We start from the raw sequence: 22880 nt of genomic DNA on the forward strand, positions 1-22880 counted from the left end.
TAATAGTTTTTTTAAATGTCGGGGCGTAGCGCAGTCTGGTCAGCGCACCTGGTTTGGGACCAGGGGGTCGAAGGTTCGAATCCTTTCGCCCCGACCATTTTCCAAAAAATTTAATAATGTTATTATTATGGTGAGTGTAGCTCAGTCGGTTAGAGCATCAGGTTGTGGTTCTGAGGGTCGTGGGTTCGATCCCCATCACTCACCCCATTGTTTTTTGGAGCGGTTTATGCGCTCGTAGCTCAATTGGATAGAGCAACGGACTTCGGATCCGTAGGTTGTAGGTTCGACTCCTGTCGAGCGCACCACCCAAACCGAGAAGATGCGCTCTTAGCTCAGCTGGATAGAGCAACGCCCTTCTAAGGCGTAGGTCACACGTTCGAATCGTGTAGGGCGTACCACCTTTTAAGACGGAGCTTCAGCTTCGTAAAATTTGCTACTGTTATGTGCGGATATGGTGAAATTGGTAGACACGCCAGACTTAGGATCTGGTGCCGAGAGGCGTGGGAGTTCGAGTCTCTTTATCCGCACCATCCCTATTTTAGGGACTTCAAAACAAAAAATTAGAAAAATATTTTTCTTCAAAAATCTCAAAAGTACACATTAGGGTACACATTTTTCTTTTTCACTCTTCATATATTATTTTGATAAAATACTAACTGACCAACCGATTAGAAATCTTGATAGCATGGACAATAATTATTCATTAACAAATTATTCTTCAAAAAATTTAACGATGTATCCATCTGATACAGTTCAAGAAGAGGTACTTCCACCTATTGATGAAAAACAAATCAATCGTTATTTCGCTCAATTGGAATTAGTTTTAACTAAATATTGGACTCTTGAAAAACAATTGGACTCTGCTCGCCTTAATGAAGAAAGAAAAACATTCCAGCTCGCTTGTGAAAAACAAAAAATTTTACAACTACAGCAAGATGCTTTAAACTATATCAATAGTTCAGGTTTATGTTTATGGAAAAACTTGAAAAACAATCAAATCTTTTTTAAATCAAATGCACAAAGCAAACCCATATCTGCCAGATCCATCGTATCATAGTTGTGTTCCAAAGTGGTTTGATTAGATGTTATAATCGTTTTCAAATCTTCTTTTGCAACCTCCTTTTTTGCAAAACTAATACAAAAATCCAAATAACCATAGTGGGATTTTATGCCCAATGCCTATTTCTAAATCATCACTCACAACGTAAGAATCAGGAACGTCTTTAATTTGACTAAAACCCTTCTTTTTACCACCCACTTCAAATGTATATTTATCCTCACAGTAAAAATCTCCACTTTTACCAGCAAAAATACCATCATCACTAAGACTTTGTTTGATTTTATAGTAATTATCCATTTGATTTACAAAGAAAGTTTCTCTCAAGTTACCAATATCAGGCTCTTTCGTGTACATTAAATTGGGATTGGCTAGATAAATCTTTTCTGGCTTATCGATAGACTTCATGGCTAAAGCATTTCGCATCAAAAGCTTAATAAGCCCTGCATCATCCAACTTTGAGAGATACTCTTTTAACGTCCTATCATCGGTGATATCAGCTGCTTTTTTCATATCGCTCATATTGGGTTCAAACGGTACGCTTTTGATAATAATAGAGAGTAAGGTTTTGATTTTTTTAATACTGGTACCATTGAGTTTTGGATAGACATAGAGTAAATCACTTTCAATAGAGACATTGATATTCTGTTGAAGGGTTTGTAAGAAAAGTGTTATATTGGGCATTGATAAATAGTAAGGATAATAACCGTATTTGAGATAATTTTTAAACAAAGGGATAATCTTATGCTCTTTTTGTTCAATCTTTTTTTTAATCTCTGTTGCTAACTCTACATGCTTTTCTAAAATATCGTATAAACCATATGGACTAAATTTAAACCCATAGTGCAATTCTAAAAATTCTCGAAAGCTCATACCCACCATTGTATAGACGATAGCTCGTCTGCTCAGATCATGGCTACCCTGATTGATTTGTAAAGCCGAACTGCCTGTAGCAATCACTTTAAGGTCACCAAAGCGATCATAAATATTTTTAAGTTCAGCTGACCAAGAGTTGTATTTGTGAATCTCATCAAAACACAACAGCTTTCCACCATTAAGAACAAACTCTTCTGCAATCTCTGTCATGCTAAATTGGGCGGTGTTTTGAATATCATCGAGGTTAACATACAAAGCTTCGTGCTCTTTGTAATGCAAGCTCATATATTGTGCAATAGTGGTTGTTTTACCAATACCTCTTGCTCCAACAATAATAGAAAGCCTATGTTCTAAAGATTGTATTGTTAAAAAATAACGCTTATATACTTGGTTATTGAGTGCTATAAATTCACGACTTTTAATAAAGAGTTCTTCTAACATAGTTTATCCTAATGTTTTATAAAACAATTATACATCAATTTTATATGTAATACAATACATATAAATAACTTCTCTTATCGTGCTAAAGCATATGTATTCAATTTTTGAGAAATATTTTTATTATCAAATATTAATAATACTTGTTTTATTTTCGTACTCTACTAAAAAAGTCTTCCAATGATTCTGCTGCAACTTCTTGACGAACTTTTGAATATCGTTTTGTCACACTGATAGACGTATGTCCTAAAACAGATGTCAGACGAAGTGCAAAAACAGACATATATTTTCAAAGAGCTATTTGAATTTTAAGCTTTTTAGCAAATTTTATATGATGAAAATTGCTCTTCGCCTGATAGCTTTAACGTATGACCTCTTTTTTATAGCGCTCTATCTCCTCTTTTTCCCCGATAACAACCAAAATATCTCCCGCATCTAGCTTGTGATTGTGCCCTTCTGTGATAAAGATAAACTGTTTTTGAAGCTCTTTATCGTGAATGCCAACGAGTAAAAGATTGTAATGCTCTATCGGGTAGATGTCGTTTATCATAAGACCATTGAGAGGGGAGTGTTCATGAATCGTCAGTTGTTCTATGTTAATGTTATGATATCCAAATACGGTTGCATCAATAATGCTCATCACTTCAGGTTGGGTAATGAGTTTATAAATCTTTTTCCCACTGATTTGGTAGGGGTCTAAAATCGTACTCGCTCCTGCAATTTCAAGTTTGTGAATAGCATCTTTGGTATGCGTCATCGCAACAATATGCAATTTAGGGTCTAAAGAACGAGCAGAGAGGGTTAAAAAGACATTTTTAGCATCATCTTCAAAGAGGGTAAAAATAAACGAGACGTGCGTTCCAATGCCTAATTTTTGAAGGACTTCATCATCGGTGTAATCAACGATCATTAACTCAAATCCAAGCGCATGTGCTTTTTCAAGTAATGAAAAATCATTATCCACAAGCATAAATGCATGATTTTTACCTTGAAGTTGTCTGGCTATTTCGATGCTTGAGTGTGTAAAGCCAAAAAGAAGAATGGTTGTAGGTGTGCTCATAGTGAAGACCTTTGGTCGCTAAGTTTACGCAGATGCGCAATAAAATGTTTTTTACCCATCACAATGAGATTGTCTCCACTGTGGATTTTAAATTCTAAGGGAGGGTTAAAATAAAATGTTTTATCTTCAATCGGGTAAGACGTCAGCTCTTCTATAGGCTCTTTTTCTTTACGTGCCACACCAAAGAGTAAGAGGTGTTTTTCGTGAAGTTTTATATCGGCAAGGGTTTTATGTAAAAAAATGGAGTGCGGATGAATGGTGATGGATTCACACAATACACCGATATTTTCGGTGAGCATTTCATCGAGTGCGGCATAAGAAATAGGCTGGTCAATGTATTCTCTTCCCATAAGCCCTATGGTTTCATCGACACTAAAGGCAAAGTTGGCACCTGCTAAAAGGTATTTCTTTTTGTTTTGCTTTTTGACCACACGGGCGATAATTTCGATGTTAGGACTTAAACTACGAGCAGTTAGGGTAATAAAGACGTTCATTTCATCGCTGTTGGTGACACAAATGATTTTAGAAACGTGTGAACTTGTACCCAGTTTGATGAGGAGTTTACTCTTAGATGCATCGCCTACGATACCTAGGTAATTGCGTTGGAGGGCTAGTTTGATTTTTTCTGGGTCTGTATCAATAATCACAACAGGATACCCATCGTCGTGAAGCATCTTGGCAACCACTTCACCAACTCTTCCGTACCCACAAATCAAGATGTAATCTTCCAGTTTTTCAATGTCAGTAAAGATACGGTCGTCTTTGAGTTCGGCGATTTTGGTTTGAAACGAGGAGACGATAATGGACGTCAAAAAGGCTAAGGTTGCAATCCCTAAAATAATCAAAATCATTGAAACCGCCATACCCTCATGCGTTACAGGAACAATGTCACCATAACCGACCGTCCCCATCGTGACAATCGCCCAATAAACCGCATCGTAGAGTGTGTTTATTTTAGGGTTTTGATGGGTTTCAAAAATATAAATAGCCGAACTACCTGCAAAAATGATAAAACTGGCAAAGGTTGCGAGGGTGAAAAGCTCAAATTTTTTCTCTGAGATAATCGCCGCAAAGGTTTTCATACTTTTGGCATAGCAAAAAAGTTTAAAGATACGAAAGAGAAGAAAAATACGCAAAAAGCGCAAAGGACGATAGCTTGGAATAATCGCTAAAAGGTCTATAATGGCAAGTGGAGAGATAATATATTCCACTTTTTTACGCACGACTTTTCCCACTGCTTTGAGGAGTGAAAAGTGCGTGTGGTTCTCTAGGCTTTGCTGATAATAGTCTAAAATAATTTTATGGCTATCACTGTAAATCCAAAACCTTGCAAGATACTCAATAATAAAAACAACCAAAGAAAACTGAATAAACCCATCTAAATAAGGGTTCCCTTCAGGATGTTTGACCTCATAAAGTAGAAAAAGCACACTGCCAACAACCAAAAAAACCATAAAAAGGTCAAAGTAAAATTTCCATTTTGAATTAGGATGCTCAAGGACTTTACGAGCAAACTCTTTGAGGCGATAGTAGCGCTTTGAACTATCCATAAAATAGGCAAGCTGTATGATCCGTGTTGCAAAATAGTTCACATAAACCTCTTTACATGTAACGATATTTTTTCAGTGAGAATATTGAAGCCTTTTCAGGAATTTAAACATCATTATATGCCTAATTATAGCCTATCATGAATAACAAGGGGAAATTTCCCCTTGTCTTACTTATCTTGGGCGTACACTAATGCTTCGCTAATTTTATCAAAACTTAAAATTTCACTGCCTTTATGGTCTTTCAAAAAGCTCTGCGCACTTTTAAGTGTTGCAAAGGGGATAAACTCTTTGCCCATCGGTCCATAGGTATCACTTCCTATCACATAAAACGCTTTTTTGCCATCAATCGCCTCTTGGGTATAATAATCACTCACCAAAATCGTATAGGCTTCATCATTGAGTTTGGTATAGTTGCCCCATTGTGAAGGATTATGATAAAACTTAAGCAAATCTTTCACCCCATCAAACGCATGACTCATTTTTTTACCATTTTCTTCATAACTCATACGTGCCGCCCATTTGGGGTATTTATAAACAAACATCCCACACACAGGGCATTTTTCACTTTTTTCGACATGAATCACGCTTTTATGCGTATGATTGTGCTCTGCAAAACGCAAAATTTCCCACAAATAGAGTGAAACAGCTTGAAGCTCTTTCTCCTCAAGTTCTCCACAGGCCTGTGATTTTTTCACAAAAATCTTCAGCTCACTAATGGTATTAAAATCGTGCAAATGAATCTTCTCTTTATCACACGCTTTATGGTAAATCTTCTCGCCCATTGGGTACATACCCTTTTGCTTTTTCTTAATAAATTCATCGACATCATCACTCAAAGAGGCTTTGGCTTTAGCAAATGCGTTCTCAAAACGCCCTAACTCTCCGCCATTTTCTTTCATAAACGCCACCGCATCCGCTTCTTTTTCAAACGCCAATTTACTCACCTGACTCATTGTGCCAGGTATTTTTGAGCCAATCACATAAAATGCCTCTTTCGCATCAATGAGCTTCTCGCTCACCACATCCGTGACCACTACTTTCACAAGGCGCGCTTCTATGGCTTCCCAATCCGCAGCCAAACAACGAATCGAGCAGTACTGCTTGGCGGTACCATCGCTCAAAATCGCCCCGTGTGAGGTTTTATAGTATTGCTTTAGATTCATACCGCAAATGGGGCAGTAGAGCTTATCTTCCCCTTTTTGAATCAACTCTGGCTCTTTGGAAGCTACCTTACTAAACTCTTGTGCATACATCATCGTTCCTAAAAGAAGTCCTAAACAGACCATTATCCATCGTTTTACCACTTTTTCTCCTTTTTACATGTAAAGATTTAACGTCCATCCAAAAGTGCTTTTCTCACTCGTGGGTCACTCATATTTTCACCTCGAAGCATACGAAGACGCATTGCTTCAAAAGGTACAAAACCCTCTTTGACATTTTCATACGCACCAAAACCATACTGCATGGGTGTCTCATCAATGAGGGAATACCACGCTTTAAACCCATCGATATACCGTTTGGTATCACGACTAAACACCCACAGTTTTCCTCCTTCTAGGGAAATATTTTGCTCCTTTTGCCATAAAATAAAACAGCCAATATCATCAAAAAAGTGTGTTTTTCCCTCAGCCGTAATGAACTGAGCGGTATCTTTTTGACCCACCAAATACATATGACACTGCGGACACTGAATGGTATTGTCTTTAAACTCAAGAGGGTGTTGTGCTTTGTTCTTAATTTCATCTGGTTTTTGGTTGATTTTGATGTAATAGCCAAAAATCACCATCAAAGCAATCAGGGGAAAGCCAATTAAAATCAGCGTTGATTTTTTCATAACCACACCCCGTTTTTCAGAAAATAAACCAGCGGATAGGCTCCTGTTAAAAGCAAGTAAAGCGTATTAAAAAAGAGCGAAATACGCATCGGTTTGGCATAAGGCTCAGCCCCCACAAATGCCATCACGATACCCCCTGTGCCATAAAATGTCCCTAAAAAAAGGCTTACATACATACCATATCCTACCCCATAATACTCCCCTTGCAGCAAACAAAACGGACAGTGATGGGTAGGAAGTTCATACACATAGGTACTAAAAAAAAGAATGAGTGAAACAATGCCAAAGAGCAAAAACAACAGATTACTAAAGAGATAAACGGCTCCATTTTTAAGGAAAAATGCCACTCCCATCAAGACAAATGAGGCGTAAAAAAGACTCAGGATCACATGTTCATCCAAAAGAAATAAAAACGCCAAAGAAGAGTCACTCGAAGCGGAAAAAAGCGTTCCACAACAACTGACAATTTTACTGATATTTAAAGAGGTAAAAAAGGCGATTTCCAGCGCAATTTCAGCGACTAAAACGAAAAATGCCCCACAAAAAAGAGACGATTTGAGCTTCATATAAGGTTGGGTGGGAAGCGCTGTATCTTTAGAATGCATTAAGAGCCAAAAACCAAAAAGGTAGAGATTGAGTAGTTTAAAAAGCAACAAAAAGAGCCCATAATCGACCGAATTAACCACTCCAGCCGCACACATCGCTCCTGTAATAATACCCGAGAGAAGATCGCACGTATAAATAAAAAAGAGAAACAAAGGCACTTTAAGGCTAAAGATATACTTCACCACAATGCCTACCAAATAGGCATTTTTTTCAAGCTGATACTGCTTAGGCGTGGTCGCATCTCTATCCCACCCTCTAGCAATGTTCCATGAGAGCACAAAAGCAATGCTTCCAAAGAGAAGAAAAAGAACATCGAGCAATAAAAGGGCGATGACTTCAGGGCTTAGACTCATGCAACAATCATCCCATGTTTAATCTCAATTATACGATCAACCACCTTGGCATCAAAAAAGAGCGGATCGTGCGTGGCAATGAGCAAAGTCACACCCTCTTTTTTAAGGCTCTCAATCATCTCAAGAAATTGCAAAGAGAGTGCTTCATCCAAATTCGCCGTTGGCTCATCGGCTAAAATGAGCACAGGAGCATTCACCAACGCTCTTGCAATCGCCACACGCTGTTGTTCTCCGCCTGAAAGATAGCGCACTAACGTTTGGGCTTTATGGACTATATGACACTGCTCCATGACCGTATGCACTCTCTCCTTCAAAACCTTTGCCTCAGGATTAGTCGGGATAAGGGGAAGTAAAATATTTTCTTCAACACTTAAGCTTGGAATCAGATGAAAACGTTGAAAAATAAACCCTATTTTCTCTCGCCTCACATATGCGCTAAAAGGCTCTATCAGTTTTGAAATCGCCACATCATCGACCATCACATTGCCAGAACTTGGCTTACAAAGCCCCGCAATCAAAGAGAGAATGGTACTCTTCCCGCTTCCACTTGCACCTTTTAATACCACACACTCTCCACGTTTTACATGTAACGTGATATTTAAGAGCGCATCGATTTTTTGCGTACTCGTTTCATAGCGTTTGCAAACATTGTCTAAGCGTATCATCGAAGCACCTCATCGGCATCTAGTATGGAAGCTCTCCATGAAGGAATCATGACTGAACCTATATACACAGGCACACTGAGCAAAAAGAGGAGGATAAGCATGGGAATATTAAAGCTAAAAGGAATCTCAAAAGAGGGTTTAAGCGTCGAATACCCACTAAAAAGGGAGCGTAAAAGGGGCGCATCGAAAAAGAAAACATACGCCATTGAAAGTGCTAAAGCCAATAAAAAAGCACTAAAACAGAGTATAAAACTCTCATAAAATCGCTCTTTCAAAATATCATCCACGCTCCATCCTAGCGCTTTTAAAACGCCTATTTCTCTGCGCTCTTCACTGCTCAGTCCGCTTAATTTATCATACACTATCATTAAAAAAGTAAACGCACTCACCACAAAAAGGCTTAGAAAAAACCCGCTTTTATAATCAAAAATACTCTGGTAACTCACCCGAATATCCTCTTTGGTAATGGCACGCATATCAGGATAGAGACGGTTGATTTTTGAGACCACCGTGGCAACTTCCAAAGGATTTGAAACCCTAAGCACCACATCCGTTGCCTCCTCTTTGGGAATGCCAAAAATCTCATAAAGGCTTTTGGTAGGAAGCAGCATCATATCGTTGGCTTGCAAACTAAGCTCCGTATCAAACACCCCTGAAATCTGCACCTTTTTCCACGTTCCAGAAGCCGTAATAAAGTTAAAAAAGTCCTCATAATGAAAAGCTTGTAAAACCTCCTTCACGCCAACACCCACCAACATACCTTCCTCTTTTTCTAAAGCTTTCACATCGTGTTCATCGACAATTTTTTGCAACCCCTCTGTATAAATGGGCGTAAAATCATCAATGCCTACCACAGAAAAATTCACCCCCGCAGGTTTGAAATAATAATACCCCCACACCCGAGGCATCACCGAACTCACCCCTTCAATGTCCAAAAGCGCTTCTACTCGACTCAAAGGCGTATTGACGACCTTCCCTGCTTGCAGACGCTGAAGCGTAATGTCAGGCAGTGTTTTTAACGTACCATTGAGTTCAGCTTTAATACCATCGGCGATAAAAAGCACCGAAGAGAGTAGAAAAATCAAAAAAGTCAGTAAGATAAACACAAAAACGCTTTTCCCTCCTTTTCTCAACAAAGAAAAGAGCGCAAATTCCAGTAAATAGACGTTAAATTTCATGGTGCCATACTCCCTTTATCTAATGAGAGATGGGGTGCATGATGAAAAACAAAGGTCGAGGGAAAATACTCCAGCAGTTCAGGCGACTCACTAAAAATGGAAAAAACATCACTTAAACTTCGATGCCTGACATAACGTGCTTCAGAAGCGAGTGCAAGATCGGGCAAACCCACCACAGAAGTTAAAAGCGCCTTTTTTTCTAAACGCTCAACATCCAGCGTATGGGTGGCATAAAGATAAGAAACTTCCCCCACAATGCAAACCAAAACGCTGATAAAAAATCCTAACAAGAGCTGAATACTTCGTGTCATTGACGCATAAATCCTTCAAAAAATGTTTGCCTTTTAAAAAACATAAGTGTAACATTTTAATCTTCATATGCAAATTTAGTGTTAAATGGGTTTTACATGTAAGCCTATATCGTGATATAGTGTGGATGAAATTTTTAGAGGAACAGTGATGCGTTATTTGATTTTTGTAACTTTGATTTGGGCGTTTTCATTTAGTTTTATTGGCGAGTTTTTATCAGGTTCTATTGATAACTATTTTGCTGTACTCATTCGTGTCTCCATCGCTTCGCTTATTTTTTTGCCTTTAACCCGTTTTCGTGGCATCCCTAGAACCTTAGCACTTAAAATCATGCTCATCGGAAGCATTCAAATCGGCATCATGTACCTTTTTTTCTACCACTCTTTTTTATATATCAGTGTACCTGAGGTGATTTTATTTACCATTTTTACGCCCATGTACGTCACCCTTGTGTATGATGGCTTAAAAATGCAGTTCAAACCCCTCTATCTTATCAGCACAGGTGTAGCGGTTTTGGGAGCGTACATCATTCGCTATCATGCCATTAACTCGGAGTTTATCATTGGATTTTTACTCGTTCAAGGCGCAAATATCGCGTTTGCTATCGGTCAAAGTGGCTACAAAAAAGTGATGGAGTCCTACCCCACCATCTCTCAAAAAGAGATTTTTGGCTACTTTCACTTTGGCGCCTTTTTCGTCAGCCTCATCGCCTTTTTACTCTTTGCCAACCTCGAAAAAACGTCCCCTTCTTTGCTTCAATGGGGCATTTTACTCTGGCTTGGATGTGTTGCTTCAGGTGTGGGCTATTTTTGGTGGAACAAAGGAGCGTGTGAGGTGGATGCAGGTGTTTTGGCGATTATGAACAACGCTTTGGTGCCTGTGGGACTCTTAATGAATCTTCTGCTCTGGGGGAGTAAAACCAACCTCACCTTACTGCTTTTAGGAAGCATTGTCATTGCTTTTTCGCTTTGGTTGCACTCTTTTTTTATGCGTTATTACGCACGTCAAAAAGATTTTTAGTCTTTACATGTAAAAGCCTTTAATGTGCTAAAATGCTTTCATCTTTCTGTGTTGCGTGGGCATTTTATGTGACAAAGGTCTTTCATGAATGACGCTTCAATCTTTTTAAAAGCTATTTTAAATTCCATGACCGAACAGATTGCCGTCCTTGATTTTGAAGGGAACATCGTTTTTGTCAATCAAAGCTGGATTGATTTTAGCCTTAACAACGACGCAAAACCCATTGAGTGGGAGAGCGTCAATTATTTAAAGATTTGCGAACACGCCGCACAGCATGGTGATACAGGCGCTTCTAAAGCACTTAAAGGTATTCTTAAAATCATTCACAAAGAAGAAGAGAGCTTTTATCTGGAGTATCCTTGCCACAGCCCCACGCAAAAACGCTGGTTTATGATGCGTGTTACCCCACTGCTCTCTTTTGAGCAAAGCTACGTGGTTATTGCTCACCACAATATCACTGAGCGTAAAATAGCAGAAAATGCCATTTTGAATCTCTCTAAAGTAGATGGGCTGACTAAACTTCCCAATTACCGAGCCTTTAGCCAATTTTTATCACATGAGTGGCGACGTGCAATGCGGACTCACACACCCCTTACGATGGCGATGATAGACATTGACTATTTTAAATACATCAACGACACCTACGGACACCTCAAAGGTGATGAATACCTTCGCAAAATCGCCCATATGCTCCAACGAACCATTCATCGACCCAGCGATTTATGCGCACGCTATGGGGGTGAAGAGTTTGTGATTATTTTAGGGGACACGCCACTTGAAAAGGCACTGGGGATGATGCAAACGTGCTTAGAAAAAACAATAGCACTGAGGCTCCCCAACCCAAAATCGCCGATTATGCCCATTCTTACACTGAGTATTGGCGTGGTGAGTGTCTATCCAAAGCCTGATATGAATGAAAAGGCGTTTATTCAAAAAGCCGATGAGCTCTTGTATTTGGCAAAAAAACAAGGGCGTAACCAACTCGCTTATGAACTCTAAAAATCCTTACATGTAAAAGCAAATGCCTCTTATATTTTCTTCGAGCCTTAAGCTCTTTCAACAGATAAGTAGTGTGGGAACTTGGGAAATTTAGATAAAATAAGAGTGTTATGTTCTCTACAAAGGGTGCTTAGGGCATCACAAAAAAGAACATACAGCTTACTGTAAATGGCGATAAAATAGTTTACATGTAAAAAGGATTTTATGGGATTTACGACCAAAGCTCAGCGTTTGAATTTGAATTTGATGTATAAGGTGCTTCTTTTAAGAGCCAACACGAAACGTAAAGACTTTTACTCTTTAGACGTCGAAATTATTGAAGCGACAAAGGCGCACTTTCTGCCTCCTAGAGGCTAGCTTTAGTGTCCCAGTGGCTAACGCAGTGCAAAGAGCTTTGCTTTGTGCACGTGTCAAAAATAAAAAGAGGATATTATGAAAATTGCACTATTAATGAGCGGAGGTATCGACTCAAGTTACTGCGCTTATTTGCTCAAAGAAGAAGGTCATGAGGTTGTGGGGATTTACCTCAAACTGCATGATGATGACAAAAAACACGGCGTTAATATCGCCAATATCGAAAAAGTAAGCCAACACTTAGGCATAAAAACACACATCATTGACGCTAAAGCACTTTTTAAAGAGCAGATTTATGACTACTTTGTGCGCTCCTATGAACAAGGCTTAACGCCCAATCCCTGCGCCTTTTGTAACCCTAAGATGAAATTTGGCTTTGCGTTTGAGAAAGCCCTAGAATTTGGGTGTGAAAAAATCGCCACAGGACACTACGCTAGAGTAAAAGAGGGGCATATTCAAGAAGCAAAGGATAAAAGCAAAGACCAAAGTTACTTCCTTTTTGGACTCAAACGTGAAGTGATTGAAAAAATCATTTTCCCCTTAGGTGAGATGAAAAAAGAGGAGATTAAACCCATCGCTCTTGAAAAATTGCCGTGGCTTGGAAGTTTGGAGAGCTATAAAGATTCGCAAGAGATTTGTTTTGTCACCGATACCTACATCGACATCCTTCAAAAACACCTCAATGTCGACCAAAAGGGACTTATTAAAGATACAAGCGGAAAGGTGATTGGTGAACACAAAGGCTACATGCACTACACCATTGGAAAGCGCAAAGGACTCACCATCAACGGCGCACATGACCCTCATTTTGTCGTAGGCATTGACGCTAAAACGAACACCGTGATTGCAGGCAAAAAAGAGGAGTTGCTTCAAAAACGTGTGGTGGCACAAAACTTCTCTTTAGCTGAGGATTTTAAAGAGGGAACATATGGCGTCAAAGTGCGCTACCGAAGCCCTCAAGTCAAAGCCCATGTAAAAATCGAGGGTGATAAAATCATCACCGAACTTGAAGAGGGTGTGTATGGCTTAGCCAGCGGTCAAGCCCTTGTGGTCTATCAAAATGATTTAGTCTTAGGCGGAGGATGGATAGAAGCGTAAAACGTTCAAGTGTAGCTTTACATGTAAAGCTACACTAGGCAATAACCACTTGGTCTTTACCCGCTTTTTTTGCCGCATAGAGCGCATTGTCCACTTTATGAACCAACCCGTCTTGACTCTCCAAATGGTTAAACATCCCCACACCGATACTCACACTCAAAGCTCTTCCTAAAATGCCTTGCAATACAGCATCGTGTTTAATACGCTCACAAAGAATCTGCGCAATCTCCTCTGTGGTTTCAATGCAAACTCCTACCAATAAAATCGCAAACTCTTCCCCTCCCCAGCGTGCCACAATATCCGAAGAACGTACATTTTCTTTTAAAAGTTGAGCTAATCGCACTAAAACTTCATCCCCGACCAAATGCCCAAACGTATCATTGACCTCTTTAAAATCATCCACATCAATGAGCATCAATGCCAAAGAAGTCTGACCTTTATGATGCATTTTAGAGAATCTCTCAAATTGCTCATTAAACTCTCTACGATTGTACAGCTTCGTCAAAGCATCTTCACTCGCAAGCTGTACCAACTGTTTTTGATAGATATTAATCGTATAGACAATAATCGCAATCACCAGCAGTGTCACCAAAAGCGACATGAGCAAGTTGGTGTAAAAGGTTTTTTGCAAGGTAGCCAAATACTCTTTTTTATTAATCTCCACAAAAAGATGGAGTTTGAGTTTGTCGATGTATTTAGTGTTTAAAAGGTATTCGCCCTCTGTGTCTTTGTACTCAAATTGCGTCTGTTTTCCACTAAAAATCGCCTCTTTAAGCTCACTAAGTCCCGCAATATTGGCGATATTTCCTCGTTTGTTCAGCCCTTGTGAGTAGAGCATGAGTTCGCCTTTTGGGTCAATAAAATAGACATCGTATTTGTATTTGCTCTTAAAGGAGTTGAGCATCGCCTCGATGTTTAAGAGCTTCACACCCACACCCGTTGCGCCAATCATCTCATTTTTGTAGTTCATCACCTTGTAGTTAATAAACATAATCAGCGCATCGCTTAAATTTGCATTGTAGTCTAAATTAATTTCATATACCTCAGGCTGATTTTTAAACCGAAAGTACCACGCATCCGCACTGTTTTGCTCATTGACCACATCAATAAATCCACGAGGGTGGTAGTAGTGTTTGGTCACATCGGAGACCAAAAAGGTGGTAAAAATGTCATATTTTTGCTGAATCTCAGTGAGATAGCGCACAATGCCATTCATGTCGCCCTCTCCCTCCATAATCCAATCCCGCATAAAAGTATCGTGCGCCATCAGCGAGGAGACAAGCAATGGCTCAATCATGCGCTGTTGAATTTCGGTATAGATATTATCCACCGAAAGGGGCAAAGAGGTGTTTTGCAGTTGCGCTTGCGTCTCATTGACACTTTTAAGATAATTAAACAACGACCCTAAAATCGAAACACCCAACAACAAACCCGCAATAATCACAACCACTTTTGTTTTTAACCGCATAAGGCACTCCTTCGAATGCACGATTATAACACAAAATGATTTCACACCAACGCCAAAATTTCCTCAACACTTAGGAGCTTTCCACTGCTTCGCACCTTGCCATCCACCACCAACGCAGGCGTAGACGTGACACCATACTCCATGATTTTCACTATATCTTCCACTTTTTCAATCTGTGCAAAGATGCCTTTTTGCGCCACGGCTTTTTTCGTGTTTTCGTACAACGAAGCACACTTCGCACACCCTGTTCCTAAAATTTCGATTTTCATTGTTTCTCCTTATAAAATCGCATTAAAAAGATAGCCTACCACCAAAATTCCAAATCCCACGACGCCAAAAAAGAGCGCAATAAGCTTTACATGTAAAATGCGCTTGAGGATCATCGCCTCAGGTAAGCTTAGCGCCGTAATCGCCATCATAAAACTAAGCGCTGTTCCAAGCAACATTCCTTTTCCTGTTAACACTTCAATTAAAGGCATAACCCCCGCTGCATTGGAATACATGGGAATGCCGAGTAATACCGCCAAAGGCACCGCATACCACGCATCACCGCCTGCATAATTGGCGATAAATTCAGTAGGAATATACCCGTGAATAAACGCCCCAATGCCCACACCCATCAGCACATAAAGATATATTTTTTTGAAAATATCTATGGTATATGCCCATGCATCTTTGGCTCTTTTTTTTATGCTCATCTTAATTTCAATATCTTCCAAATCCCCACTCATAGGTGTAACTGGAATCAGAACATATTTTTCTAGCTTGCATTTTCCAATGATAAATCCCCCCAAAATCGCCACCAAAAGTCCACACCCAATATAGAGTGCCGTAATCTTCCAACCAAAAAGCCCAAAGAGCATTGCAATGGCAATTTCATTATTGAGAGGTGCGGAGATGAGAAAACTAAAGGTAATGCCCATAGGAATGCGCGCTTGCATAAACCCTAAAAAAAGAGGAATCGCCGAACAACTACAAAATGGGGTAATAATGCCAAAGAGGGAGGCTAAAATATTGCCACTAAACTCACTCTTTCCTTGCAAATAGACCCGTACTTTTTCGGTATTGAAATAAGTACGCAAAAAACTCACCGCAAAAATAATCATCACTAAAAGTATATAAATTTTAAGGGTATCGTAGAGAAAAAAGTGCACCGCTTCACCAAGCTGTAAGCCTTTTTCTAATCCAAACAAATAAAAAACCAGCCAAGCACTCAACGTCTCCCACCACTCAAACATCGCTGAACTCCTTCTTATACCATTAATGTATAAAGCATTTTAAACCCAAGTAGATACAACGACAAAGCGATAAACTTTCGTGTCTGCTCAACGCTGAGTTTAAAAATCATAATATAATTGCCAAGCACACCCCCAAGAGCTGCCGCAATGGCAACCACACCCAACAAAATCCAATCTATCTCAATAAGATAAACATAGGTGATAAAAGCAGAAAGGGTCGAAAATGGAATCATAAAACTAACGGTAATGGCTGTCTGTTTTGCGTCATATCCTAAATAAATCAACAAAGGAATAATCATCGCTCCCCCACCGATACCCAAAAGTCCACTTAAAAAACCAACAATGCCACCCATACACACCATAAACCACATTTTCGTATAGGTGAATGCTCCTTTTTTCTTTTGTATGAACATCATCGTGGCGCTAAACAGTAAGAACAAAGCAAAAAGGATTTTCACCCAATGGACATCTATGCGTGTTGAGACATACGCACCCAAAGGGGAACAGACTACTGACATTAAAACAAACGGTAAGACGTGCTTGACATCAATGCTTTTGCGTAGGGCATTCATCACCGATGCACCTATCGTTGAAGCTGTGTTGGCAAACAAACCGACCGCTTTGGCAAGGTCAAATCCTACCCCTAAAAAACTAAGCACAGGAATGAGTGCTACTGCCGAACCTGTTCCTCCAATGGAAAAGAGAGTTGAGATAACCAGCGTCACCCCAAAATAAAGTAAATACTCCATCTCTAAGCTTCCAAATGAAGGTCTTGAGTGTAATTGCACAGTGCTCTAAAACCATCTGCCTTAACATTATCACTGACAATAGCCCTTATATCGAGGCTACGAATATAATTATCCATCTTTTTCTCCTCAGAAAATAATTTTTTCTTTGATAATCGGTAAAAGTTCTGCTTCAATGGCTTTACATGTAAGAATAAACGCCCCATAATCTTTCCCATCAGGATCAGAAAATCCCACATGAATTTTAGGAATCGCTTTAGGAAACATGGGGCACGTCTCGTTCGCATGGTCACACACTGTCACCACCAAATCAAAGTTTACATGTAAGACTTCATCCACTGTTTTAGAATAGTACGAATCCTTCCAAATGCCCTCTTCTTCTAAGACTCTTTTCGCATACGCATTGACTTTTCCACTCGCACGAACCCCCGCACTGTAAGCTTCAATGCCTTCTAACTTCGCATTCACCAGCGCTTCTGCGATGATGCTTCGGCAACTGTTTCCCGTACACAAAATCAACACTTTTTTCATCTTAAAACCTTTTACATGTAAGAATGCGAAAGCATACCATAATTCTCCATAACATATCAATATATCTTGATATGTTATAAATGCAACGCATTTGCAACGTCTTTTTGATACAATAAATCCTAAAAACATTTTTATGACGGATAAAATATGGAAGAATCAATAGAAAATTTTGAAAACAGTGCCCTCTCTTTGAGCGAAGTTGAGGAGAGAGTCGATCACTTCTTTCAAAATTTTCCTATCGAAGCACATAAAATTCACGAAACCCTTTATGGATTTGAAGACAGCGAGATGGTCGAAATCATCGCCCTTATGAACAACTGTAAACTCCCAAAACATTACGCTTCTTACAAAGATTTTTTGCGTGAAAAAATCATCCAGCATTTAGAGCTTCAGCCCAATGATTTGGTGCTTTTTGTTGAAGGTGGCGTTTATATTAAACTCTTTTTTCAACTTCCTCAAAATGAAGGAGAGAGTTCAGACCGAAGAGCTTGTGGGATAGAACCTGCCCTTCTTGAACAGTACAAAAAGCAGTTTTTCCCTAACGATGAATATAAAAAAGCCATTTTAGACCTTTTGCACTTTGTTATGGAAGAAAACCTTAGCTTTCGAAAGTTAACACCTGCCTCTTTCAAGCGTGTTTTTATCCCCGTACTGGTTAATCTCGTTGAAACCGTTGTCATTTTACAGACTCATTTTGAAGAGCTTAAAACAATTCGGGGGTTTAGTTTCTACCTTTTACGTGAACTTTTTGATGATATGATGCTTCTTATTGCGCAAGATATTCTCTTTCATTTTTCTAACACCGATCGTAAAGCCATCGAATTTTTAAGTGCCTTTAGTGTGCATGAAACGATTGACTCCAAAGGGAATCGTCACAAACCCAATCCTATTTTAGATGAGAGCAACCATGCGTGGAACATCACCACCATTCGCTCTACGATGCTTCAACATAAAAAAGCCAAACAAGCGCTCTACGATAAGAGAAATGCCCTGATTACCATGAAAAAGAAACTTGAAGCGCTCAAACTCGACCAAAAAGAGATTTTACAAGAGATGAATGCCATTCAGAATCACCTAAAAGCCATTGAAGAGAAAATTGCTCAGATTCATCGCACCATTGATAAACTAGAAGAGAGCTCGGCGGAAGAGGTAACCTTTAGCGAAAATGGAGTCGAAACTGTTGTAGGACGCAAAGCATTGATGGCAAAACTCTTTAAAAAAGAGGATACTTTTTTAAGTGAAAAAAATAAAACACGCAAAAGTGCAGAAGAGAGTGAAATGCGCCTAAGCAATAAAAACAAAGAGATTGATCTTTGGGAAAAACGCTACGCTGAGGCTAAAGCCTTTGTTGAATCCTCAGAGAAAAACACCCATCCCCTCGATAAACAATACGAGCGCATTCAAAGAGCCTTAGCAAAAACCCTCGCCTCACGCTAATTAAGCCCCTAAAAGGCTCCCATAACGCTCCTCTTCGATGACACGCCCCGCTCCTAAAATGATGTTGTGCAGAGGATTTTCCACGGGATTGACCGCAATCTCTAACTTAGAAGAGAGGTAAGCATCTAATCCTTTAAGCATCGACGAGCCTCCAGTTAGAACAATACCTCGATCGTAAATATCCTGAGCAAACACAGGGGGAAGTTCAGAGAGCATACTGTGTGTTAACCTAACTATTTTATCCGCAATGGGCAAAATAGCTTGATGAACGTCCAAAGAACTCACATAAAAAGTCTCAGGCAAACGGGTAATGAGATTTTTCACACTGACATTCAACACTTTCTCTTCTTCTTTAAACAGATTTCCAAGCTCATGTTTGATGCGCTCCGCATCTAAAGGAGAGATAAGCACACGCTTTGAGGCTTTAAAATACTCAATAATCGCCTCGTCAATGTCATTACCCGCCATACGAAGCGATTTGGACATCACAATGCCCCCTAGTGAAAGCAAGGAGATATCACTGACACCCGCTCCCACATCCAAAACTAAAACGCCTTGAGGTTTTTCCACCGCATGATGAGAACCTAGCGCTGCGGCTAAAGGGTCTTTAATCAGCTGTACACTTTTAGCTCCCCCCTCACGCCCCGCTTCAATCACCGCATTGCGTTCCATCACATTTAAATCACTCGGAACACTCACCACAATATGCGGTTTTAAAAAATTCTTGCGTGAAATACGGGCGATGACCTCTTTAATATACGCTTTTGCTACGGTTAAATTTGAAATCGCACCTTTAGAAAGCGGTTGCATAATCTCAATATTTTTTGGATTTTTGCCAACCATCCGTTTAGAACTCTCACCACATTCAAAAAAAGAGCGTCGCTTCGAATCAAACGCAATAGAGGTAGGCTCTTCTAAAATAATACCCTTATGTGGTTGATACACAAGGGTATTGTTCGTCCCTAAATCAATGGCAAACGATGCGTTTGAAGAACGTATAAACGAAAACATCTGACCTCTTTTTTATTTTAAATTCCTATCACACTTTTCAAGCAAAGCTCTCAAAGTTACGCTAACGCTGTGTTTTGCTCGGCGCAAAGCCCACGCACTTTCGTGCTTTATTTTAAATTCCTATCACACTTTTCAAGCAAAGCTCTCAAAGTGATTTGGTATCTTCTTTAATCTGTTTTTTTCTACTGTAAATATTAATCGACTCAACCGCCAACGAGAATGCCATCGCAAAATAAACATACCCTTTAGAGATATGCAAATCTAATCCCTCAGCAATCAACGTAACACCCACCAAAATCAAAAACGAAAGCGCTAAAATTTTAATCGTTGGATTGGCATCAATAAAATTAGAAATACTTTTACTCGCCACCATCATGACACCCACAGCAATCACCACAGCAATAATCATAATAAGCACATCATTTGCCATTCCCACCGCAGTAATAACAGAGTCTAACGAGAAGACAATATCTAAGATGGCAATTTGAATTAAAACATTGAAAAAATTACGAGGTGTTTTTTTCAGTTCTTTCTCTTCTTCTCCCGCATTTTCAATACCATGGTGAATCTCCATCGTTGACTTAGCCAGTAAGAAAAGACCACCTATAATCAAAATCAAATCACGCCCTGAAATCTCTTGTAAAAAAATGGTAAACAAAGGATTGGTAAGCTTCATAATCCAAAATAAAGAGAGTAAAAGTGCAATACGTGTCAGCATCGCCAATGCCAATCCAAACACACGCCCCTTATCCCTCTGATGCGCAGGCAATCTTCCAACCAAAATAGCAATGAAAATAATATTATCAATGCCTAAAACAATCTCTAATGCTGTAAGCGTTAACAACGCTACTAATGACTCTACGCTCAAAAGTGACTCAATCATCGCTTCGTAATATCCTTCTGTTAATTTTTGTTTTATTCTACCGCTTTTTGGGTATAAAATACCTTATCCCCATTAAGCTTCTTCACGTTATAATCCTTGACCTTAAAAAAGGAGCCTTGATGATTTTTGGGAAAATAGACTATATTAATCTCCTTCCGTTTCACGTCTTTTTGAAGCAATCCTCTCTCCCCAGTGCCTTTAAACGCTCATCTGAACACCATAAAAATGTTCCTGCTATCATTAACCGTAAATTGCGCAAACGCCGAGTTGATGCGGCATTTATCTCGAGTATTGAGAGCAAACGCAAGACCATTACCCCGTTACATGTAGGCATCGTGGCGCAAAAAAATGTAAAAAGTGTAATCGTAAAAAAAGGGGAGCGAAAAACAGATCCAGCTTCTGCAACATCAAATATGCTCTCACGTGTTTTAGGTGTCGAAGGGGAAGTTTTTATCGGAGATAGAGCACTAAAACTTTACCTTGAAAATCCTAACAGTTATGTTGATTTAGCACAAGTATGGCATGAAAAATACCATCTTCCGTTTGTATTTGCACGATTTTGTATCAATACAAAACAGACCTTTTACAAAAACCTCGCCACACAATTTGTACGTAAACCCATTAAAATTCCCCGTTACATTTTGCAACATTATGCGAAAGAGCGAGGCATTAGTGAAAAAGATATTTTAGAGTATCTCAAACTCATCAGTTATACTATTGAGAAGAAAGAGCAAAAAGCACTCTTTATGTTTCTAAAAAAAGCACATACGCTCACAAGGAAGTAGATGGAAAATTTTATCGAAGATGCACTCAAAGCAACCAAACACAGCACCCCTGAACAAGATGAATTTTATCAAGCCGTCAAAGAGGTTCTAAGCTCTCTTGAACCGTTGCTCGTTTCGGATTCAAAGTACACAAAACACAACATTCTTGAACGACTCATTATCCCTGATCGTCAAATTATTTTTCGTGTTCCATGGATCGATGATGCGGGAAAAATTCGCACCAATATCGGCTACCGTGTCCAATTTAACAATGCCATAGGACCTTACAAAGGTGGGCTTCGCTTTCATCCTAGTGTAAATTTAAGCATTATCAAATTCTTAGGATTTGAGCAGATTTTCAAAAATTCACTGACAGGACTTGCCATTGGTGGGGGAAAGGGAGGCAGTGACTTCGACCCTAAAGGAAAGAGCGAGGGTGAAATCATGCGCTTTTGTCAATCTTTTATGGTAGAACTCTCCAAACACATTGGCGAAACCATTGACGTTCCAGCAGGTGACATTGGCGTGGGAGGTCGAGAAATTGGCTATATGTTTGGTATGTATAAACGTCTTACTAACCGCTATGAAGGTATTTTAACCGGCAAAGGTATTAATTGGGGTGGTTCACTCGCACGCACAGAAGCCACAGGATTTGGCTCGGTCTATTTTGCGGAGAACATCTTAAATAAACAAGGCGAAACCTTAAAAGGCAAAACATGCACAATTTCAGGTTCTGGGAACGTTGCCATTTATACCATTCAAAAACTCTATGAATTAGGTGCACTCCCTGTGACATGTAGTGATTCTAAAGGGATGATTTACGACAAAAATGGTATTCATTTAAACTCACTCAAAAGTATTAAAGAAGTTGCTAGAAACGATTTAAGAGAGTATCTCAAAGTTCATCCACATGCAACGTATATTCCACGAAGTGAGTACAAAGAAGGTACCAATGCCGTTTGGAGTATCCCATGTTTTGCGGCGTTCCCAAGTGCCACGCAAAATGAGCTCAATCTTGAAGATATACAAATACTCCACGCCAACGGATGCCATTTGGTCAATGAAGGTGCCAATATGCCAAGCACCCTAAATGCCATTGCTTATATGCAAAAAAATGGGATTTTATTTGGACCAGCCAAAGCGGCTAACGCAGGCGGAGTCGCCACCAGTCAACTCGAAATGAGCCAAAATGCGAGTATGCAAAAATGGAGTTTTGCTGAAGTAGACAACAAACTACGCCATATCATGAAATCCATTTTTGAGCTCTCTTATGCCACTTCTAAAGAGTTCGGAGATGAAGGCAACCTGATGCTAGGAGCCAATATCGCAGGATTTCGAAAAGTCGCTGACGCGATGATTGACCAAGGGGCTGTGTAATAAAACGGGCTTATGCCCGTTTTACATG

25 protein-coding genes and 5 tRNA genes are annotated in these 22880 nt (G+C 39.5%); 13 read left to right on the forward strand and 17 right to left on the reverse strand.

Going from position 1 to position 22880, the window contains the following annotated elements; translation table 11 throughout:
- Positions 1-19: 19 nt before the first annotated feature.
- The 6 genes from SDEL_RS10915 (at position 20) to SDEL_RS10940 (ending at position 1057) form a co-directional block, all read left to right on the forward strand.
- Positions 20-97, forward strand: a tRNA-Pro gene (locus tag SDEL_RS10915).
- Between the two features lie 33 nt (positions 98-130).
- Positions 131-207, forward strand: a tRNA-His gene (locus SDEL_RS10920).
- 21 nt (positions 208-228) lie between these two features.
- Positions 229-305 (forward strand) — tRNA-Arg (locus tag SDEL_RS10925).
- Positions 306-321: 16 nt separating this feature from the next.
- Positions 322-398: transfer RNA gene (locus SDEL_RS10930), tRNA-Arg, on the forward strand.
- A gap of 47 nt (positions 399-445) precedes the next feature.
- Positions 446-530: transfer RNA gene (locus SDEL_RS10935), tRNA-Leu, on the forward strand.
- A gap of 203 nt (positions 531-733) precedes the next feature.
- The gene (locus SDEL_RS10940) at positions 734-1057 is read left to right on the forward strand and encodes a hypothetical protein (protein ID WP_041666376.1); all 324 of its coding nucleotides are present in this window, start codon (positions 734-736) and stop codon (positions 1055-1057) included.
- Positions 1058-1132: 75 nt separating this feature from the next.
- On the opposite strand, the gene SDEL_RS10945 is transcribed toward SDEL_RS10940, so the two are convergent.
- The 10 genes from SDEL_RS10945 to SDEL_RS10985 all read right to left on the reverse strand — a co-directional run bounded on the left by SDEL_RS10945 (position 1133) and on the right by SDEL_RS10985 (position 9928).
- Positions 1133-2374 (reverse strand): ATP-binding protein, encoded by a 1242-nt coding sequence (locus SDEL_RS10945; RefSeq protein WP_012857923.1) that lies wholly within the window; start codon positions 2372-2374, stop codon positions 1133-1135.
- 145 nt (positions 2375-2519) lie between these two features.
- Positions 2520-2654 carry a hypothetical protein gene (locus SDEL_RS12405; protein WP_280938027.1) on the reverse strand — a complete coding sequence of 45 codons (135 nt, stop codon included), beginning with the start codon at positions 2652-2654 and terminating at the stop codon, positions 2520-2522.
- Between the two features lie 78 nt (positions 2655-2732).
- A complete protein-coding gene (locus SDEL_RS10950) occupies positions 2733-3431 on the reverse strand; it encodes a potassium channel family protein (RefSeq protein WP_012857924.1) in 699 nt (232 codons plus the stop codon).
- The gene (locus SDEL_RS10955; protein WP_012857925.1) at positions 3428-5023 is read right to left on the reverse strand and encodes an NAD-binding protein; all 1596 of its coding nucleotides are present in this window, start codon (positions 5021-5023) and stop codon (positions 3428-3430) included. The genes SDEL_RS10950 and SDEL_RS10955 overlap by 4 nt, the downstream gene beginning before the upstream one ends.
- A gap of 125 nt (positions 5024-5148) precedes the next feature.
- Positions 5149-6285: a nitrous oxide reductase accessory protein NosL gene (locus tag SDEL_RS10960; RefSeq protein WP_012857926.1), complete on the reverse strand. Its 1137-nt coding sequence runs from the start codon at positions 6283-6285 to the stop codon at positions 5149-5151.
- 26 nt (positions 6286-6311) lie between these two features.
- Positions 6312-6815 (reverse strand): hypothetical protein, encoded by a 504-nt coding sequence (locus SDEL_RS10965; protein ID WP_012857927.1) that lies wholly within the window; start codon positions 6813-6815, stop codon positions 6312-6314.
- Positions 6812-7774, reverse strand: a complete 963-nt coding sequence (locus SDEL_RS10970) for a hypothetical protein (protein WP_012857928.1) — start codon at positions 7772-7774, stop codon at positions 6812-6814. The genes SDEL_RS10965 and SDEL_RS10970 overlap by 4 nt, the downstream gene beginning before the upstream one ends.
- On the reverse strand, positions 7771-8439 hold the full coding sequence (locus tag SDEL_RS10975) for an ABC transporter ATP-binding protein (RefSeq protein ID WP_012857929.1): 669 nt from the start codon (positions 8437-8439) through the stop codon (positions 7771-7773). Before SDEL_RS10975 ends, SDEL_RS10970 begins: the two co-directional genes overlap by 4 nt.
- Positions 8436-9617 (reverse strand): ABC transporter permease, encoded by a 1182-nt coding sequence (locus SDEL_RS10980; protein ID WP_012857930.1) that lies wholly within the window; start codon positions 9615-9617, stop codon positions 8436-8438. Before SDEL_RS10980 ends, SDEL_RS10975 begins: the two co-directional genes overlap by 4 nt.
- Positions 9614-9928 (reverse strand): hypothetical protein, encoded by a 315-nt coding sequence (locus SDEL_RS10985; protein WP_012857931.1) that lies wholly within the window; start codon positions 9926-9928, stop codon positions 9614-9616. Before SDEL_RS10985 ends, SDEL_RS10980 begins: the two co-directional genes overlap by 4 nt.
- A 148-nt stretch (positions 9929-10076) precedes the next feature.
- On the opposite strand from SDEL_RS10985, the gene SDEL_RS10990 reads away from it, so the two are divergent.
- The 4 genes from SDEL_RS10990 to mnmA all read left to right on the forward strand — a co-directional run bounded on the left by SDEL_RS10990 (position 10077) and on the right by mnmA (position 13397).
- Entirely contained in the window at positions 10077-10946 is an 870-nt protein-coding gene (locus tag SDEL_RS10990) for a DMT family transporter (RefSeq protein ID WP_012857932.1), read from the forward strand.
- 84 nt (positions 10947-11030) lie between these two features.
- Positions 11031-11945 carry a sensor domain-containing diguanylate cyclase gene (locus tag SDEL_RS10995; protein WP_012857933.1) on the forward strand — a complete coding sequence of 305 codons (915 nt, stop codon included), beginning with the start codon at positions 11031-11033 and terminating at the stop codon, positions 11943-11945.
- A 204-nt stretch (positions 11946-12149) separates the two neighbouring features.
- Positions 12150-12302, forward strand: coding sequence for a hypothetical protein (locus SDEL_RS12300; protein ID WP_012857934.1), 153 nt, complete (start codon positions 12150-12152; stop codon positions 12300-12302).
- A gap of 75 nt (positions 12303-12377) precedes the next feature.
- The gene (gene mnmA / locus SDEL_RS11000) at positions 12378-13397 is read left to right on the forward strand and encodes a tRNA 2-thiouridine(34) synthase MnmA (RefSeq protein ID WP_012857935.1); all 1020 of its coding nucleotides are present in this window, start codon (positions 12378-12380) and stop codon (positions 13395-13397) included.
- 34 nt (positions 13398-13431) lie between these two features.
- Here the strand turns inward: mnmA and SDEL_RS11005 are convergent, their stop codons facing one another.
- The 5 genes from SDEL_RS11005 to SDEL_RS11025 all read right to left on the reverse strand — a co-directional run bounded on the left by SDEL_RS11005 (position 13432) and on the right by SDEL_RS11025 (position 17380).
- Positions 13432-14865: a sensor domain-containing diguanylate cyclase gene (locus SDEL_RS11005; protein ID WP_012857936.1), complete on the reverse strand. Its 1434-nt coding sequence runs from the start codon at positions 14863-14865 to the stop codon at positions 13432-13434.
- Positions 14866-14906: 41 nt separating this feature from the next.
- Positions 14907-15134: a thioredoxin family protein gene (locus SDEL_RS11010; RefSeq protein WP_012857937.1), complete on the reverse strand. Its 228-nt coding sequence runs from the start codon at positions 15132-15134 to the stop codon at positions 14907-14909.
- Positions 15135-15143: 9 nt separating this feature from the next.
- Positions 15144-16103: a permease gene (locus SDEL_RS11015; RefSeq protein ID WP_012857938.1), complete on the reverse strand. Its 960-nt coding sequence runs from the start codon at positions 16101-16103 to the stop codon at positions 15144-15146.
- A gap of 14 nt (positions 16104-16117) precedes the next feature.
- Positions 16118-16852: a sulfite exporter TauE/SafE family protein gene (locus SDEL_RS11020; RefSeq protein WP_012857939.1), complete on the reverse strand. Its 735-nt coding sequence runs from the start codon at positions 16850-16852 to the stop codon at positions 16118-16120.
- Positions 16853-16978: 126 nt separating this feature from the next.
- Entirely contained in the window at positions 16979-17380 is a 402-nt protein-coding gene (locus tag SDEL_RS11025; RefSeq protein WP_012857941.1) for an arsenate reductase ArsC, read from the reverse strand.
- 147 nt (positions 17381-17527) lie between these two features.
- On the opposite strand from SDEL_RS11025, the gene SDEL_RS11030 reads away from it, so the two are divergent.
- Positions 17528-18817, forward strand: coding sequence for a coiled-coil domain-containing protein (locus tag SDEL_RS11030; RefSeq protein WP_012857942.1), 1290 nt, complete (start codon positions 17528-17530; stop codon positions 18815-18817).
- Here the strand turns inward: SDEL_RS11030 and SDEL_RS11035 are convergent, their stop codons facing one another.
- Together SDEL_RS11035 and SDEL_RS11040 are read right to left on the reverse strand one after the other, a co-directional pair.
- Positions 18818-19828 (reverse strand): rod shape-determining protein, encoded by a 1011-nt coding sequence (locus SDEL_RS11035; RefSeq protein WP_012857943.1) that lies wholly within the window; start codon positions 19826-19828, stop codon positions 18818-18820.
- Positions 19829-19973: 145 nt separating this feature from the next.
- Positions 19974-20711: a TerC family protein gene (locus SDEL_RS11040; protein WP_012857944.1), complete on the reverse strand. Its 738-nt coding sequence runs from the start codon at positions 20709-20711 to the stop codon at positions 19974-19976.
- Positions 20712-20830: 119 nt separating this feature from the next.
- On the opposite strand from SDEL_RS11040, the gene SDEL_RS11045 reads away from it, so the two are divergent.
- Together SDEL_RS11045 and gdhA are read left to right on the forward strand one after the other, a co-directional pair.
- Entirely contained in the window at positions 20831-21496 is a 666-nt protein-coding gene (locus SDEL_RS11045; RefSeq protein ID WP_012857945.1) for an MqnA/MqnD/SBP family protein, read from the forward strand.
- Entirely contained in the window at positions 21497-22852 is a 1356-nt protein-coding gene (gdhA, locus tag SDEL_RS11050) for an NADP-specific glutamate dehydrogenase (RefSeq protein WP_012857946.1), read from the forward strand.
- The last annotated feature ends 28 nt before the right edge of the window (positions 22853-22880 follow it).

Source organism: Sulfurospirillum deleyianum DSM 6946, from assembly GCF_000024885.1.
GTDB classification, from domain to species: Bacteria; Campylobacterota; Campylobacteria; order Campylobacterales; family Sulfurospirillaceae; genus Sulfurospirillum; species Sulfurospirillum deleyianum.

Coding starts and splice junctions, on each gene's coding strand:
- SDEL_RS10940 (WP_041666376.1), top strand. CDS start 734: ATGTATCCATCTGATACAGTTCAAGAAGAGGTACTTCCACCTATTGAT.
- SDEL_RS10945 (WP_012857923.1), bottom strand. CDS start 2,374: ATGTTAGAAGAACTCTTTATTAAAAGTCGTGAATTTATAGCACTCAAT.
- SDEL_RS12405 (WP_280938027.1), bottom strand. CDS start 2,654: ATGTCTGTTTTTGCACTTCGTCTGACATCTGTTTTAGGACATACGTCT.
- SDEL_RS10950 (WP_012857924.1), bottom strand. CDS start 3,431: ATGAGCACACCTACAACCATTCTTCTTTTTGGCTTTACACACTCAAGC.
- SDEL_RS10965 (WP_012857927.1), bottom strand. CDS start 6,815: ATGAAAAAATCAACGCTGATTTTAATTGGCTTTCCCCTGATTGCTTTG.
- SDEL_RS10970 (WP_012857928.1), bottom strand. CDS start 7,774: ATGAGTCTAAGCCCTGAAGTCATCGCCCTTTTATTGCTCGATGTTCTT.
- SDEL_RS10975 (WP_012857929.1), bottom strand. CDS start 8,439: ATGATACGCTTAGACAATGTTTGCAAACGCTATGAAACGAGTACGCAA.
- SDEL_RS10980 (WP_012857930.1), bottom strand. CDS start 9,617: ATGAAATTTAACGTCTATTTACTGGAATTTGCGCTCTTTTCTTTGTTG.
- SDEL_RS10985 (WP_012857931.1), bottom strand. CDS start 9,928: ATGACACGAAGTATTCAGCTCTTGTTAGGATTTTTTATCAGCGTTTTG.
- SDEL_RS10990 (WP_012857932.1), top strand. CDS start 10,077: ATGCGTTATTTGATTTTTGTAACTTTGATTTGGGCGTTTTCATTTAGT.
- SDEL_RS10995 (WP_012857933.1), top strand. CDS start 11,031: ATGAATGACGCTTCAATCTTTTTAAAAGCTATTTTAAATTCCATGACC.
- SDEL_RS12300 (WP_012857934.1), top strand. CDS start 12,150: ATGGGATTTACGACCAAAGCTCAGCGTTTGAATTTGAATTTGATGTAT.
- mnmA (WP_012857935.1), top strand. CDS start 12,378: ATGAAAATTGCACTATTAATGAGCGGAGGTATCGACTCAAGTTACTGC.
- SDEL_RS11005 (WP_012857936.1), bottom strand. CDS start 14,865: ATGCGGTTAAAAACAAAAGTGGTTGTGATTATTGCGGGTTTGTTGTTG.
- SDEL_RS11010 (WP_012857937.1), bottom strand. CDS start 15,134: ATGAAAATCGAAATTTTAGGAACAGGGTGTGCGAAGTGTGCTTCGTTG.
- SDEL_RS11015 (WP_012857938.1), bottom strand. CDS start 16,103: ATGTTTGAGTGGTGGGAGACGTTGAGTGCTTGGCTGGTTTTTTATTTG.
- SDEL_RS11020 (WP_012857939.1), bottom strand. CDS start 16,852: ATGGAGTATTTACTTTATTTTGGGGTGACGCTGGTTATCTCAACTCTC.
- SDEL_RS11025 (WP_012857941.1), bottom strand. CDS start 17,380: ATGAAAAAAGTGTTGATTTTGTGTACGGGAAACAGTTGCCGAAGCATC.
- SDEL_RS11030 (WP_012857942.1), top strand. CDS start 17,528: ATGGAAGAATCAATAGAAAATTTTGAAAACAGTGCCCTCTCTTTGAGC.
- SDEL_RS11035 (WP_012857943.1), bottom strand. CDS start 19,828: ATGTTTTCGTTTATACGTTCTTCAAACGCATCGTTTGCCATTGATTTA.
- SDEL_RS11040 (WP_012857944.1), bottom strand. CDS start 20,711: ATGATTGAGTCACTTTTGAGCGTAGAGTCATTAGTAGCGTTGTTAACG.
- SDEL_RS11045 (WP_012857945.1), top strand. CDS start 20,831: ATGATTTTTGGGAAAATAGACTATATTAATCTCCTTCCGTTTCACGTC.
- gdhA (WP_012857946.1), top strand. CDS start 21,497: ATGGAAAATTTTATCGAAGATGCACTCAAAGCAACCAAACACAGCACC.